Below are 15,889 nucleotides of genomic sequence, written 5' to 3'. Positions count from 1 at the left end.
CATCACACCCCCTTATCGTCCACATGATGTCTCGTCACGTCCCCTTGCTTCATCATCGTTTGCAAGACGAAAGGAAGAATCCCGCCAGCGTTGTAGGCATGCATTTCTTCGTCCGTATGAATGCAACAGCGCATGGGGTATGTCCCTAAAAGCGCCCCCGTATCATCGGTAACGCGCAACATCACATCCCCCTTCACACAGAGCTGCTGCCACTCTATATCAAAGAGCTCACACCCAGCAAAAGAAGGGACATCGATACCCTCAGCCCACACAAGGGGAAGAATCCCCATGCCCACAAGATTCGAGCGATGAATGCGCTCAAAACTAGAGGCAATGACGGCGCGCACACCAAGAAGACGGGGCCCCTTCGCCGCCCAATCCCGCGAAGAGCCAGCGCCATAATGTTTTCCAGCAATGACAATCAAAGGCGTGCCTTGGCGACGATACGCTTGTGCCGCCTCAAAAAGACGCATCTCTCTCCCTTGAGGATAGACACGCGTATAGCCCCCTTCCTTCCCCGCCACCATACGATTCCGCAAACGCACATTGGCAAAGGTGCCACGGACCATGACCTCATGATTGCCTCGCCGCGCCCCATAGGAATTAAACGCTGACGGCGCCACACCACAGGCCGTGAGATAGTCCGCCGCCGCGCTCATAGGGCTGATAGCCCCCGCTGGCGAAATATGGTCTGTGGTGATGGAATCGCCCAATATGACAAGAGGGCGCGCCCCCCTGATACCACCATCACCGCCATGATGACGACTCCTCGCGCCATTCTTGCCCTTCTTTACCTCTTCAAAGAAAGGCACTTCACGCACATAGGTGGACTCCTCCTGCCAATCATAGGTCACAGAATGCTCTGTAGGAAGTCGTTGCCATGCCTCCGTTCCCTTGAAAACGTCACCATAATGCGCCTTAAACATGGAGTCGCGCACATGGGACGACACCATCGCGCGCACCTCATGTCCTTGAGGAAGGATGTCGCGCAAAAACAGAGGCGCGCCATCAGACGTCACACCCAAGGGATCTTTCTCCATATCACAATAGAGCGAACCCGCCAAAGCATACGCCACAACAAGAAGGGGAGACGTCAGATAGTTCGCCCGCACCAACGGATGGATACGCCCCTCAAAATTACGATTCCCCGACAAAACTGATGCCACACAGAGACGGCGACGACGTATCTCCTCTTCATAGACAGGCTTCAAAGGACCAGAATTGCCAATACACGTCATACAGCCATAGCCAACAATATGAAAGCCTAAAGCCTCCAAAGACGTCATCACATCGGCTTTCTCTAAATAGTCACGCACAACGGCACTACCAGGCGCCAAAGATGTCTTAACCCACGCCTTAACCTTCAAACCCGCACGGACAGCGCGTTGAGCGAGCAATCCCGCCGCCAACATGGCATAAGGATTAGACGTGTTCGTACAACTGGTGATGGCGGCGATGACGACATGTCCATCGCTCAGGGACTCTTTCTCCCCCCTTGCCGTGCTCTCATGGATTGTGCTCTCACCATGCGCCCCTTCCTCTGTCAGCGCCTTGTGATAGGACGCAAATTGCTTTGGCACATCAACCAAAGACACTCTGTCCTGAGGCTTCGAAGGACCAGCAAGGCTCGGCTCGATTCTACTGAGGTCCACATCCACAATATCATGGTAACGATGGCGCACCTCCTCTGGCGACAAGGCCCACAAACCTTGCGCCTTCGCATACGCCTCGACGATGTCCACATGGGACGAATCGCGCCCACTGAGCTTCAAATAACGGCATGTCTCTTCATCCACAGGAAAATAGCCACATGTCGCACCATATTCAGGCGCCATATTGGCAAGAGTCGCCCTATCGGCAAGGGATAAGTCTTTCACCGCCTCGCCAAAGAACTCAACAAATTTGCCAACGACATTCTTTTGGCGCAAACGTTCCGTCACCGTCAGCACAAGGTCTGTGGCACTCACCGTCGGCGACAAGGAAGAATGCATATGCACGCCTACGACCTGTGGTATCTCCATAGAGAGTGCCTGCCCTAACATGGCGGCTTCTGCCTCAATACCGCCAACACCCCACCCCAGCACGCCTAAACCATTGACCATCGTCGTATGGCTATCTGTTCCGATGACGACATCGGGACAGAGCACCATGTCCTCCTCCCGACAATGCACCACTGACGCCAGATACTCTAAATTCACCTGATGGCATATCCCTGTGCCCGGCGGAACGACCCGAAAATGCGAAAAGGCATTCTGCGCCCATTTCAAAAAACGATAACGCTCTTGATTACGAGAAAATTCGTCACGCACATTATGCATAAAGGCATCCTTCGAGGCATAATGGTCAACCGTCACGGAATGGTCAATGACGAGATCCACGGCAATGCGCGGATTGATACGCGAGGGATCCTTACCTAACGCCTCCATGACACTACGCATGGACGCCAAATCAACAACCGCCGGCACAGCTGTGAAATCTTGCATCAACACCCGCACAGGCATCAAAGGAATAGCCAGTGATTCTGATGTCGTCGCCTCCTCTTCCCGCCCATACGTCATCAAAGAACGGATAGCATCGTCCCTGTGAGGCGCGCATCGCAACACATTCTCCAACAGAATACGTAGCGTATAAGGAAGGTGGGTGATGTCACAGCGATAATGGTGAGAGGCCGCTGTGAGACTCACATAGGAAAGGGGACGCGCCTCCCCCTTCTTTCTGTACTTGCGCAAGGGACGTATAAAAGGGGATGGCTCAGGACGCACCTTGTCTCTCTCCTCCATCATCCACCATAGCGCCGTCCCGCACACATCTTCCCCCCCCACAAGCTCCCATGCATGCCGTGAGGATGTGAGCGTCTTGCCCGTTTATCCTCTTCGAGCAATCTTGTGCTGGGCGATACGTTTCTTGATGGCGGCGATAGCCTGAGCGGGATTGAGATGCTTGGGACATGTTTTCGTGCAATTCATGATGGTATGACAGCGATAGAGCTTAAATCTATCATCCAAAGATTGCAACCTCTCTATCAAAGCCGTATCTCTGCTATCGGCAATGAATCGGTATGCCTGTAGTAAAATGGCGGGACCCAGAAATTTATCGCCATTCCACCAATAAGACGGGCATGCGGTGGAACAGCATGCGCATAAGACGCATTCATAGCTCCCCTCCATCGCCGCATGAGCCTCTGGCGTTTGTCGGCGTTCGCGCCCATCCTCAGGGAGCGTATCATTTTTCAGCCATGGCTCGATAGAGGCATATTGACGATAAAATTCTGTCATGTCAGGGACAAGGTCTTTTATGACAGGCATGTGGGGAAGAGGATAGACAGACACAACATTGTCTATGTCATCCAAAGGCTTAAGGCATGCAAGCGTGTTCGTGCCATCGATGTTCATGGCGCATGAACCGCAAATACCCTCTCGACAAGAGCGGCGAAATGTGAGGCTAGGGTCTATCTCGTTTTTAATCTTGATAAGGGCATCCAACACCATAGGGCCACAATCATCCCTATCGATGGTATAGCGGTCAAGGCGAGGCGACTCCTCCTTGTCGGGGTCGTAACGATAGACAGACACAACGCATGCATGCTGTGGCGGTGATGCGCCTTGGGATGTCCACTCTTTTCCTTTTTTCACCCGCGCATGGGGCGGTAAGCGTAATTGAACCATAAGCTGTCTCCTGAGGCTGTCTGTCGCTAATACACCCGCTCGACTGGCGGGATAGACGGCACGCCTTTCATCCCTGTCTCAGTCGTCACCTGACGATAAGAAATATCCACATGGGCTTTTTTCTCATCAAGAGCAAGCAAACTGTGCTTCATCCAATGAGTGTCATCTCTGTCGGGAAAATCTTGACGGGCGTGAGCGCCTCGACTCTCCTTCCTGTTCAAAGCAGCAGCAAGACTCACCATAGATTGCGCCATAAGGTTATCATATTCCAGCGTCTCCACGAGATCCGAATTCCATATGAGCGACCTGTCGGTCACACTGAGGGACTCACGGCTCTTGTACAGCGCCTGAAGTTTTTTCCATCCCTCCTCCATCACATCAGCGCTTCGATAGACAGGACAATGACGTTGCATGATATGTTGCATCTCGAGGCGCATGGATGCTGTCATCCTATCACCCTTCGCATGTCGCCTCTTATCGAAATACGCCATAGACTTATCAATAGAGGCTTTTGCCAATGCCTTGTGTTTCTGTCCCGGCGTCACCGTGTCGGCACAATGCTTGGCGGCAGAACGTCCAAACACAATCAAATCAAGGAGAGAGTTAGAGCCTAAACGATTTGCTCCATGCACCGAGACGCATGCGGCTTCGCCCACCGCCATCAGCCCCTCCACCACACGCACCCCGCCCTTGCCATCTGTCGTCACGACTTGCCCATGGAGCGTGGTAGGGATTCCCCCCATGTTATAATGCACCGTGGGAATGACGGGAATGGGGTGTTTCGTAATGTCCACATTGGCAAAGATACGCGACGACTCACGAATGCCCGGCAGGCGCTCCTCTATCACCTTTGGCGAGAGATGGTGTAAATGCAACAACGCATGGTCTTTGCGCTCACCACAGCCCCGTCCCTCCATGACTTCCGTTGTTATCGAGCGCGAGACGACATCGCGAGACGCTAAATCTTTGGCATGGGGCGCATAGCGCGGCATAAAACGCTCATTCACAGCATTGGTGAGATACCCCCCCTCTCCCCGAGCGCCCTCCGTTATCAACACGCCTACCCCATAAATGCCAGTGGGATGAAATTGGATAAATTCCATATCCTGCAACACAAGCCCCGCCCGTAATACCATGCCGCCGCCGTCCCCCGTGCAACTATGGGCAGAGGTACACGCAAAATATGTCCTCCCATACCCTCCCGTTGCCAAAATAACCTGATGGGAACGAAACACATGCAGAGAGCCGTCCTCTAAACACCACGCTAACACGCCCACACATGCGCCCTCACCATCCATCAATAGGTCAAGGACAAAATACTCAATGAAAAAATCCGTGCTGTGACGCAACGATTGCTGATACAACGTATGAATGATCGCATGACCAGTACGGTCAGCCGCCGCACATGTGCGTTGCGCCGTCCCTTGACCGAAATGTGTCGTCATGCCACCAAAGGGACGCTGATAAATCTTCCCATCCTCAGTGCGTGAAAAGGGAACGCCATAATGCTCTAACTCAAAGACAGCGCGCGGCGCTTGTTCGCACATAAAGGCGATGGCATCTTGGTCATACATGCAACCTTGAGCCCCGCCTCACTGGCCCCTAAACCCGCCCTGAGCCCTGAACCCCCAGCGCCAACAATGATGACATCATAGTGATGTTCTTGAACGTCATAGGCCGTCATGACAACCACACCAAAGACATAACAGAGAGAACAGACGTCACCGCACACACACCACAAACAAGACCAAGCCCCACATGCCACGCACGATGAACCCATGGCACACGCACATAATCATCGATGACGACACAACCCCCTAAATACCCATGCCATGCGATCAACAACATCAAAAGACCCAATAACACGCCATGGACGCCATCACTCACCCATGCCCGCATATATTCTGTCATAGAACGCCCATCAAGAGGCAGAGACCCCATCATAAAAAACGACCATGCCAACCATGCACTTAAGACGACCAACATAACAGCCGTCATCCGTTGATACCACCAATGGACGACACCACTCTCCACAGCAGGAGCTTTTCTTATCTCCGTCATCATCGCGCTCTCCTAGACAGCATGATAGGCAAGGACGACACCACGCATAGCAACGACCGTCAATACCATCGTCGCCACAACAACACACCACCCAGAGAGTGTCGCAACGCCTAAAGACAAGCCCCACCCCATATCCCACATAAGATGACGAATCCCATTCAAGAGATGGAAAAAAAGGCTGAAGAGAATATCAAAGGCAATAAAAAACAACAAGACACGTCCCCACATGCTCGAGTCCAAAAACATATAGGGAACAAGAAAGAGCTCCCCCTGCCCCCATGCCAAAGACGCTAAACAGGCAACAGCAAAGGGATAGGCGCACAACAAGATGATACCTGTCGCCCGATGGGTGATGGATAAGACAGACGTCAGTTGCGGACGATAAATCTGTATATGGGGAGAAAGAACACGTCTTGGAGTCGTCATCTTGTACCCTCTCGATGAAACGCATGCCCACCATGCATGAACCTGAGGTAGATTATAGGGAGAAATATCATCAATGTCACGTCTTTTTATGCACCACGGCGAGGAAGAAGCAAGGTGTAATCCACATCCAAGACAAGGGACGAACGCCACGCCTGTTTATCCTGTGGGTCAGGGAACGTCATAACGTCGTCATCTTTCGCGGCAATGGTGCGCACGCGCATGGCGGCGAGAGTCTCACACCCCTCAATGGTCTTTTTATCGATGACTTTTGACCAAGCATAGAGGGTATCACCAGCAAAACTAGGGGCTCTGTGGCTACCGCCATGAATGGCGGCAAGACGCACCGCATGGGCAAAGCCATTGGCGCTGAGCGCGCGCGCAAGAGACAGAATATGCCCGCCATAAATAATACGTCTACCGAAACGATTATCCTTTTCCTGATGTTGGTTAAAGTGAACACGGGCATTATTTTGGTAGAGGCGTGTCGCCATTTGGTGTTCTGCCTCCTCTATCGTCATCCCATCGATATGGTGGCATTCTTCACCTATGTCATAATCATCCCACCATGCATCCGTGCCAACAAGAGTCGAATCGACACCCTCTCGCCTGAAAAAAGGCGGAATATAGAGCTCTTGTTCCGACAGGTGGGATGGGAGCGTGGGGACATGTGTTGTCGATGGCGATGCCTTCCCCGCGCTCTTATCCCGTCGACGCATCATGAGCCAGCGGTCATATTCTAACACGGTCTCCCCCTTCTGATTCCATCCCCTTGAGTGGACATAGACGGTCCCTGTCACCCCATTGGAATTTTCCCGCACCCCTGTGATGACGGAGTCGGCATAGAGCGTATCACCTACATAGACTGGCACGCCAAAACGACAGCCAGCATAACCAAGATTCGCCACAGCATTCAAAGAGAGGTCGGGCACCGTCCTGCCAAACACCATGTGAAAGACGAGCATATCCTCTAAGGGCGCACGAGGATAGCCTAAGGCTTGGGCGTAAGGGTCGCTACAATGGAGAGGAAAGCGCGACCCTGTCAGCGCAATATAGAGCGCCCTATCCCCCTCTGTCACCATGCGCGGCAAGGGATGAACAATCTTCATGCCCACGTCATAATCCTCAAAATAGCGACTGATGAAATTTTTTCCTGTCATGGTCTCTCAAAGATAGTCGCGTATCATATGCTCAGCAATTTGCACGGCATTGAGCGCGCCTCCCTTACGCACATTGTCGGCAACAACCCATAACGCCAGACGCCTCGAGTGGTGAGGGTCGCCACGAAGGCGACTCACATAGACGTCATCGTCGCCCACACACTCTAAGGGCGTGATGAAGGAGCGTCCTGTCTCTTGCGCGTCATCAACAACGGTGACGCCGTCAGCTTGTGCCAGCGCAACCCGCGCCTTATGGACATCAACCTTCTCCTCGAACGTCACATGGACGGCCTCGCCATGCCCTATGAGCGTAGGAACACGCACACAGCTCGCCAACACACCGATGGAGTCATCCCCCAATATCTTACGAGTCTCAACGCACATCTTCCACTCTTCTCGGCACGCCCCATCATCGAGGAATATATCGATGGACGGTATCGTATTAAAGGCAATTTGTCGAGGAAAGGCTTCACAGACAATCTCTTTGTTATTAAAAAGGGCGCAGTTCTGTTCCCATAATTCGTCCATCGCTTCCCGACCCGCTCCAGACGTGGACTGATAGGTTGCCACAACAATGTCGCGTATCCGCCACATGTCATGCAAAGGCTTCAGCGCCACAAGCATCTGAATCGTCGAACAATTGGGATTAGCGATCATCCGTTTTCTCTCGTAGGACGCCAACGCCTCAGCATTGACCTCTGGAATCACAAGAGGCACATCCTCGTCCATGCGAAAATGGGAAGAATTATCGATGAGAATGGCGCCGTGCTCTGTGGCGCGCTCAGCCATAGCGGCGGCAACAGCGCCACCAGCGGACGCTAAGACAATATCACAATCGCGAAAATCATAATCCTTGAGGACGCCAACAGAAACACTGCCCGTCCTCCCATACGTGAGCCTCTCCCCTGCTGAACGTTCGGACGCAAGAGCATGCAACTGCTTCACGGGGAAACGCCTCTCGGCAAGAATCCCTATCATCTCCCGTCCAATGACGCCAGTAGCGCCCACAACAGCAATGGTATAGTCCTGTGCCATCATAAACCTCACAAAAAGCCCCGCAAAAAGCCCCGCAAAGCGTTTTGTCGCCCTCGTGTCTCACTTTTGTTACGCATGCCAATGCTCACGCACAGAGTGCGCCACATGGCTTCCCATCGCCTGAGTCGAGACGACCGTCACGCCTTGGGCGTCATCGCCACCCGTCGGCGCAATATCCCTCGTGCGATAGCCAGCGCGCAAAACCCGCACGACGGCATCCTCGATGGCATGCGCCGCATCGTTATCAAGAAAAGAGGAACGCAACATGAGCGCTAAACTCAAAATCGTCGCCAAGGGATTGGCAATCCCTTGACCAGCAATGTCTGGCGCTGAGCCATGCACTGGTTCATAAAGGCCATGACGCCTGCCGTCTGAAGAGACATCACCCACAGAGGCCGATGGCAACATCCCCAAAGACCCCGTCAACATAGACGCCTCGTCCGATAGGATGTCCCCAAACATATTTGTCGTGATGAGCACATCGAACTGGGAAGGGCAACGCACAAGCTGCATCGCGGCGTTATCCACATACATATGGGTGAGAGCAATGTCTGGATATTCCTGTTCTTGAAGAGCGGAGACAACCTCTCGCCATAGTCCCGTCGCCTCTAAGACATTCGCCTTATCGATGGAACAGACTTTCTTCTGTCTAAGACGCGCCATCTCAAAACCAACACGAGCAAGACGCCGTATCTCATGCTCGTGATACACAAGGGTATTGACACCAACACGTTGCCCGTCCTTATCCCGCTGAATGCCCCTTGGCTCACCAAAATAAAGACCGCCTGTCAATTCCCGTATGATGACAATATCCAAACCTTTCACAATATCTGGCTTGAGGCTCGACGCATGGAGCAAAGGCTCGAACACAATGGCCGGACGCACATTGGCAAACAACCCAAGACCCTTACGCAACGCCAAGAGACCACGCTCAGGACGTAGCGAAAAGGGAAGAGACTCCCACGTCTCACCACCAACAGCCCCCAATAAGACGCCGTCATGGGCTTTCGCCTTCGCCATTGTGTCGTCATGCAACGGCACACCATAGACATCATAGGCAGCCCCGCCCACATAGTCCTCGCTCGTCTGATAGCGCCGCCGCCCGCATGCATTGACACACTCAAGGACTTTCACAGCTTCCGCCACAACGTCAGGACCGATGCCGTCCCCTGCCAAAAGCAAAATGCGCCCCTCCATTACAACGCCACAGACCTTTTCGGGGATTGCTGAGGCGACCACAGCCAAGGTCTTTCCTGTCTGTCCTTCTCTTCAAAAGCATCGATGGCATCACCAGCGCGCATGGTGAGGGCAATATCGTCCAATCCTTCCAATAACCCATGCTTACGTCCCTCATCCACAGAGAAAGGGTAGGACTCGCCACGCGCCTTTAAGGTGAGACGCTGTTGCGGTAAATCCACCGTGATGACGGGATGTTCCGTTGATGTCACATAGGACGCAACCGACGCCACATCCTCTTTTGCCAACGCCACAGGGAGCATGCCATTCTTAAAGCAATTATTATAGAAAATATCGGCAAAGCTAGGAGCAATGATGCAACGATAGCCAGCATCAAGCAACGCCCATGGGGCATGCTCACGGGACGAACCGCACCCAAAATTCGCCCCCGTCACCAAGATACACGCATCCTTGTAACGTGGCTCATCTAAGACAAAGACAGAGCCTTGCTGTTGCGCTTCATAGCGCACATCATAGAACAATCCCTTCCCCAATCCCGTGCGGGTGATGGTCGTCAAAAATTGCTTCGGGATAATCATATCAGTATCCACATTCTCCCGCATAAAGGGGGCGGCGACTCCCTCGATGACGCGAAAAGCCTCCATCAGACGAAGTCCCGCACATCGGTGATATGCCCCGTAATCGCCGCCGCCGCCGCCATCGCTGGATTGGCAAGGTGAGTGCGCCCTTGTCGTCCCTGCCTGCCTTCAAAATTACGATTGGACGTGGACAGGCAACGTTCATGAGGCGACAACTTATCGTCATTCATCGCTAAACACATGGAACATCCCGCCAGACGCCACTCGAAGCCCGCCTCCTTAAAAATGCGGTCGATGCCTTCTTCTTCCGCCAAACAACGAACAAGGCCAGACCCCGGCACAACCATCGCCTTCACGCCATCTTTCACCTTATGCCCTTTCACAATGGATGCCGCCGCCCGTAAATCCTCGAGGCGACCATTGGTGCATGAACCGATAAAAACCCTCTCCACCGGAATATCCGTCATCTTCATCGACGGTTTAAGCCCCATATACGATAACGCCTGCTCCATCGAGAGACGACGGGCAACATCACGTTCATTCTTTGGGTCGGGAATGACGCCATCCACATCAACGACATCTTGGGGACTCGTCCCCCATGTCACTTGAGGCGCTAATGTCGCCACATCGATAGAGACAGAATGGTCATAGGACGAATCCTCATCACTGCGCATCTGCCGCCATAGGCGCACAGCATCATGCCAATCCTGCCCACGAGGCGCTTGCGGACGCCCCTTCAGCCAATCTATCGTCTTCTCGTCCACAGCAACGAGGCCTGCGCGCGCACCAGCCTCTATGGACATATTGCACATGCTCATACGCCCCTCCAACGACAGCGATGTCACCGCATCACCCCCATACTCAATGACATACCCCGTCCCGCCAGCCGTGCCAATCGCGCCAATAACCGCCAAAATCATATCCTTTGCCGTCACATGAGGACGCAAATGTCCCGACAGCGTCACCTTCATGCTCTGCGGGCAACGCTGACGCAATGTCTGAGTCGCCAAGACATGCTCTACTTCCGACGTGCCAATGCCAAAGGCTAACGCGCCAAAAGCGCCATGGGTCGATGTGTGCGAATCGCCACACACGATCGTCATGCCAGGTTGGGTGAAGCCTTGCTCAGGCCCTATGACATGCACAATGCCCTGACGAATGTCATCGACACCAAAATACGTGATACCAAATTGCGCGCAATTGGCTCGAAGCGCCTCGACTTGTCGGCGCGCACACGCATCGTCAATATGCTTCTCACGCCCCTCACGCGTCGGCACAGCATGGTCACACACCGCCAATGTGGCATCAGGACGCCGCACAACACGCCCACTCTCCCGCAATCCAGAAAAGGCTTGCGGACTCGTAACCTCATGGACTAAATGCCTATCAATATAGAGCAAGTCAACGCCATCACGCCCATGCTCTACGACATGCTGTTGCCATATCTTGTGGAATAACGTCTGTCCCGCCATGCGCGGCCTCCCCTAAGACACGCTGTCCTTGACGCCCTCGTCACCCACAGGAGACGGCACATCCTCAGTAGAGGATGTCACATCCATATCCGCCCCTGACATCTCTTTTTGAACGTCAATCTTGCCTTTAATACGCGCCTTTTTCCCTCTGAGGCCACGCAAATAGTGCAACTTCGCACGGCGCACATCACCACGCCGCACAACCTCTATCTTGGCAACATTGGGTGAATAAAGAGGAAACACACGCTCCATCCCCTCACTATAGGATATTTTACGCACCGTAAAAGAAGAGTGAAGACCCCGATGACGACATGCGATGCAGACACCCTCAAAAACCTGAAGACGCCGCCGCTCGCCTTCAACGATACGCACATGAACCTTCACGCTGTCGCCAGCCCTGAAGTCCATCGAACGCTTGCCAAGCTTAATCCCCTCGCTGGCGCGACCATCCTCTAAACTCTTCACATATGCTCGCTCTATGTCGTCGATCGTAACCTTCATCATCCGCTTATCCAACAGCACAGCTATGCCCGCACCATATCCCCATACCCAACAGGTTACCTATAGCGATTTTTCCTTCTTTTGCAAATCCTTTTTCCCCGCGCCCGCTCCCTCAAGCACGCCATCTATGTCCATCTCAGGGCGTCGCTGTACTGTCACCTCTTGCACCTTGTCATGACGCCAACGCGCTATCCGCCCATGGTCGCCACTCAAAAGCACAGACGGCACATCATAGCCACGCCATGACGGTGGCGTCGTATAATGGGGATACTCTAAACGCCCCAAGAGACCATGGGCGAAACTTTCCTCTTGCACGCTCCTCTTATCGCCTACAACGCCAGACAATAAGCGCACACAGCCATCCAATAAGACCATCGCCGCAATCTCGCCGCCAGATAACACATAGTCGCCTATGCACACCTCTTCCATATGCCAATGCTCGATAACACGCTGGTCGACCCCTTCATAATGCCCACAAAGAATGACAACGCCATCGCCAGCGGCATAACGCCCCATCGATGCTTGGGTGAGTGGCTTGCCACGCGCCGACATATAAATCAGGGGACGCGTGTCACCCGTTCCATAGACGGAAGACACACAGCGGTCGATGACATCAGCGCGCATCACCATCCCCGCACCACCGCCATAAGGCTTGTCATCAACGCCATGATGTCCCGCTGGACTATGCGCCTTGATGTCACATATGTCTAGATGCCACACGCCTTCCCGCAAACCACGCCCAACCACCGACGACGCCAGCGGACCCGGAAATATATGAGGGAAAAGGGTAAGAACCGCACTCCGCCACCCTGCCATCGCCCAAAGACCTCCTCTCTCGATGACAGGCGCACGCCCGCCTTTTACGAAGACGCCGTGCCTTGAGCGCCCTCGCTGGACGCCCCCGCCTCTCCCTTGCCACCATGGCTCGCGTCCTCAGTGCCATGACGAGGAAGATGTTTTTTTGTCTGCTGAGGAATCGTCCTCTTTGCCATGCCAGCCTTCTCCATAAAGCGGACAATGCGGTCACTTGGCCTCGCCCCCACCCCAAGCCAATAGGCTAGCCTGTCGCGCTGAAGAATGATACGCCTGTCATCATCCTTCTTCATCATAGGGTCATAACGCCCGACCACCTCAATGAAACGCCCATCACGCTTCATACGCCTGTCAGCAACGACAACTCTATAATAGGGACGCTTCTTTGCCCCTCCGCGCGATAAACGAATCGATAACATGGCACTCGTCTTACATATAATCTCTGTCATAAAAGCCCGTCATGAATGATTACGACAAGCCGTCATACCCCACCCGCATACTATAGCATGGGGACGCCCGCCATGTCTGCTGTTATTTTTTTGCTTTACCCGCCTTTGCCACATGGAAACGAAAGAGCATGACATCGCCATCGCACACGATATAGTCGCGCCCTTCTTTGCGCACCTTGCCTGCTTGTGCGGCAGCGCTATGCGAACCCCATTCTTTATAATCACCATAAGAGATCGTCTCGGCACAAATAAAGCCCTGAGCAAAATCGCTATGAATGACAGCGGCTGCCTCCACCGCAGACGCCCCTTTTTGACATGTCCATGCGCGCACCTCCTTATCCCCTGCCGTAAAAAATGTATGCAAGCCCAAGGCGCTATAGCCTGCGCGTATCAGTTGGGAAAGGCCTGTATCCTCGACGCCAAGCGCCTCGAGATAGTCTTTCCTCTCTTGAGGAGAAAAACTCGCCAATGCCTGCTCCAGCGCGGCCGAAATTGTGATACATGGCAAGCCTTGCTCGTTCGCCCATGCATGGACGCGCTGTGAGAGCTCAAAGCCACCCACCACATGGCCCTCTGTCACGTTACAGACATAAATGACAGGACGCATGGTCAACGCCCCCATCATCATCAGCGCATGGCGCTCTTGAGGCTCGAGAGGCAAAGAACGCAGAGCATGCCCCTTATCCAAATGGGCAAGCCATATGTCACTCTGTGCTAAAAGCGCTATGGCATCCTTATCACGCGCCCGCGCCCTCTTTTCTAAGCCCGCACGTTGTGTCGTCACACATCCTATATCCGCCAACATGAGCTCTGTCTCTATCGTGTCTATATCGCCCATAGGGTCGATACGCCCATCTACATGGGTGATGTCCTCCCCCTCGAAACAACGCACGACATGCACCAACACATGGACATCACGGATATGCTGTAAAAACCGATTCCCTAACCCCTCGCCTACAGACGCCCCACGCACAAGCCCAGCAATATCGACAAGCTCTAATTGCGCCTCAACCACGTTCGCTGGACGCACAAGGGACGACAAAACGGCAAGACGCTCGTCTGGAACAGGAACGCGCTCCCTATGAGGCTCTATCGTGCAGAAAGGATAATTCTCTGCCGCCACCACTGCCCGCGACATCAAGGCGTTAAAGAGCGTGGACTTCCCCACATTAGGCAACCCTATCAAACCACAAGCAAAACCCATAGCTCTTTACGTCTCCGCTCCTTCACGCATATGCTCCATAAAGTGAGACGTATCGCCACGCAACATGAGGGGACAATGTTCTGCCATCAACGCTAACAAAGCATAAAGACGCGCCCGCTCTTCACCAGAAAAAGACCCTAAAACATGGTGGCGCGCATCGGCAACGGGACGCCCCACCCCAATGCGCACCCGCCAATACGCACCCCCCACACGCCCACGCCCGCCAAGCTCGCCCTCCTTCGAAAGACCATGGCTATGGGTATCGATACTACGTATGCCCCGATGACCGCCATCACTGCCGCCTCTTTTCACTTTCACACGGAGAAAGCCTAAATCCATATCGTCATGAAACACAAAGACATTGTCCATAGAAAAAGAGAAATACTTCATCACAGACAACACCGCCATCCCACTGCGATTCATATAGGTTTGTGGCTTCATAAGGACACAGGACACGCCATCGAGCACACCCTCACTCCATAGGCTATGGAAGCGCTTCTTGAGACACAGAGACGAACAGCCATAATGACCAATGATGGCATCAAGCGCCATAAAGCCCACATTGTGCCTGCTCTGCTCAAATGGCTGCCCCGGATTGCCTAAACCGACAAGGAGTGCTTGTGCCACCAACCCTCTCTCTTACGCCTCTTTATCAGTGCCATCTGACGATGAGTCACCCTCGCCCTCTGTATCATCAGCAACAGCTGTCGTCTCAACAGCCTTTGTCGGCGCCACAATCGTCGCAATGGTGAAGTCGCGGTCCTGAATAACACTCTCCACACCCTTCGGCATGGTGATATGACTGATATGGACGCTATCACCGATGGCAAGCCCCTCTAAATCCACCTCGAAAGACGCTGGAATGTTCGCCACTGCACACACAATGTCGATCTCGTGACGAATGACATTCAGCACACCGCCATTCTTAATGCCGGGGGAACGTTCTTCATGGATAAAGCGCACCGCCACAGACACATTCACTCTCGTTTTCTCGGTGACACGCAGAAAATCCACATGCAAGGGCGCGTCCGTCACCACATGATACTGAACATCCTTAGGAAGCACATGGAGAGTCTTGCCATCCAAGAGAATGTCGGTGGGATGATTCAAAAATCCCTCATGGCGCAACAATTTGTTGAGTTGCCGTCCGTCGACGCAGAGGGGCAAGGGAGGCTCTTTCCCGCCATACACAATGGCTGGCACCAATCCTTGACGGCGTGACGTCCGCGCCCCCCCTTTCCCAATTCTCTCTCTTGGCAACGCCTTTAAGGCTTCTGCTTTGTCCACTCGACCCACCATGTCATACGTCCCTTACGCCACATCCATCAAGC

Annotated in this window: 15 protein-coding genes and 1 pseudogene; all 16 read right to left on the bottom strand. The window is 53.5% G+C overall.

All coding sequences use genetic code 11. The annotated features are described in order from the left end of the window. Positions 1 to 2 precede the first annotated feature (2 nt). On the bottom strand, positions 3 to 2,780 hold the full coding sequence (gene acnA, locus GDA54_03020) for an aconitate hydratase AcnA (protein MBC6497276.1): 2,778 nt from the start codon (positions 2,778 to 2,780) through the stop codon (positions 3 to 5). An 84-nt stretch (positions 2,781 to 2,864) separates the two neighbouring features. Next, positions 2,865 to 3,665: a succinate dehydrogenase iron-sulfur subunit gene (locus tag GDA54_03015; protein ID MBC6497275.1), complete on the bottom strand. Its 801-nt coding sequence runs from the start codon at positions 3,663 to 3,665 to the stop codon at positions 2,865 to 2,867. A gap of 26 nt (positions 3,666 to 3,691) precedes the next feature. Beyond that, a pseudogene (gene sdhA, locus GDA54_03010) lies at positions 3,692 to 5,349 on the bottom strand (succinate dehydrogenase flavoprotein subunit). Then, positions 5,346 to 5,729, bottom strand: a complete 384-nt coding sequence (gene sdhD, locus GDA54_03005; protein MBC6497274.1) for a succinate dehydrogenase, hydrophobic membrane anchor protein — start codon at positions 5,727 to 5,729, stop codon at positions 5,346 to 5,348. The pseudogene sdhA and the gene sdhD overlap by 4 nt, the downstream one beginning before the upstream one ends. Before the next feature lie 9 nt (positions 5,730 to 5,738). Beyond that, positions 5,739 to 6,152, bottom strand: a complete 414-nt coding sequence (gene sdhC, locus GDA54_03000) for a succinate dehydrogenase, cytochrome b556 subunit (GenBank protein ID MBC6497273.1) — start codon at positions 6,150 to 6,152, stop codon at positions 5,739 to 5,741. Between the two features lie 86 nt (positions 6,153 to 6,238). Beyond that, a complete protein-coding gene (locus tag GDA54_02995; GenBank protein ID MBC6497272.1) occupies positions 6,239 to 7,309 on the bottom strand; it encodes a MaoC family dehydratase in 1,071 nt (356 codons plus the stop codon). Positions 7,310 to 7,315: 6 nt separating this feature from the next. Beyond that, positions 7,316 to 8,344 (bottom strand): aspartate-semialdehyde dehydrogenase, encoded by a 1,029-nt coding sequence (locus GDA54_02990; GenBank protein MBC6497271.1) that lies wholly within the window; start codon positions 8,342 to 8,344, stop codon positions 7,316 to 7,318. Between the two features lie 69 nt (positions 8,345 to 8,413). Continuing rightward, entirely contained in the window at positions 8,414 to 9,541 is a 1,128-nt protein-coding gene (gene leuB, locus GDA54_02985; GenBank protein ID MBC6497270.1) for a 3-isopropylmalate dehydrogenase, read from the bottom strand. Further along, complete coding sequence (leuD, locus tag GDA54_02980) at positions 9,541 to 10,185, bottom strand: 3-isopropylmalate dehydratase small subunit (GenBank protein MBC6497269.1); 645 nt, start codon at positions 10,183 to 10,185, stop codon at positions 9,541 to 9,543. Before leuD ends, leuB begins: the two co-directional genes overlap by 1 nt. Then, positions 10,185 to 11,591, bottom strand: a complete 1,407-nt coding sequence (leuC, locus tag GDA54_02975; GenBank protein MBC6497268.1) for a 3-isopropylmalate dehydratase large subunit — start codon at positions 11,589 to 11,591, stop codon at positions 10,185 to 10,187. Before leuC ends, leuD begins: the two co-directional genes overlap by 1 nt. 12 nt (positions 11,592 to 11,603) lie before the next feature. After that, complete coding sequence (gene rplS, locus GDA54_02970; GenBank protein MBC6497267.1) at positions 11,604 to 12,092, bottom strand: 50S ribosomal protein L19; 489 nt, start codon at positions 12,090 to 12,092, stop codon at positions 11,604 to 11,606. Between the two features lie 60 nt (positions 12,093 to 12,152). Further along, positions 12,153 to 12,908, bottom strand: a complete 756-nt coding sequence (gene trmD / locus GDA54_02965; GenBank protein MBC6497266.1) for a tRNA (guanosine(37)-N1)-methyltransferase TrmD — start codon at positions 12,906 to 12,908, stop codon at positions 12,153 to 12,155. Positions 12,909 to 12,952: 44 nt separating this feature from the next. Further along, positions 12,953 to 13,324, bottom strand: coding sequence for a 30S ribosomal protein S16 (gene rpsP, locus GDA54_02960; protein ID MBC6497265.1), 372 nt, complete (start codon positions 13,322 to 13,324; stop codon positions 12,953 to 12,955). A 112-nt stretch (positions 13,325 to 13,436) separates the two neighbouring features. Beyond that, complete coding sequence (ychF, locus tag GDA54_02955; protein ID MBC6497264.1) at positions 13,437 to 14,558, bottom strand: redox-regulated ATPase YchF; 1,122 nt, start codon at positions 14,556 to 14,558, stop codon at positions 13,437 to 13,439. Positions 14,559 to 14,564: 6 nt separating this feature from the next. Next, complete coding sequence (locus GDA54_02950) at positions 14,565 to 15,185, bottom strand: aminoacyl-tRNA hydrolase (GenBank protein ID MBC6497263.1); 621 nt, start codon at positions 15,183 to 15,185, stop codon at positions 14,565 to 14,567. Between the two features lie 12 nt (positions 15,186 to 15,197). Further along, positions 15,198 to 15,857 (bottom strand): 50S ribosomal protein L25/general stress protein Ctc, encoded by a 660-nt coding sequence (locus tag GDA54_02945; GenBank protein MBC6497262.1) that lies wholly within the window; start codon positions 15,855 to 15,857, stop codon positions 15,198 to 15,200. Between the last annotated feature and the right edge of the window lie 32 nt (positions 15,858 to 15,889).

It is taken from the genome of Alphaproteobacteria bacterium GM7ARS4, from assembly GCA_014332745.1.
In the GTDB taxonomy this organism is placed as follows: domain Bacteria; phylum Pseudomonadota; class Alphaproteobacteria; order GM7ARS4; family GM7ARS4; genus GM7ARS4.
The sequence above is the reverse complement of the archived record's forward strand: the minus strand, read 5'-3'. Positions and strand labels throughout refer to the sequence as shown.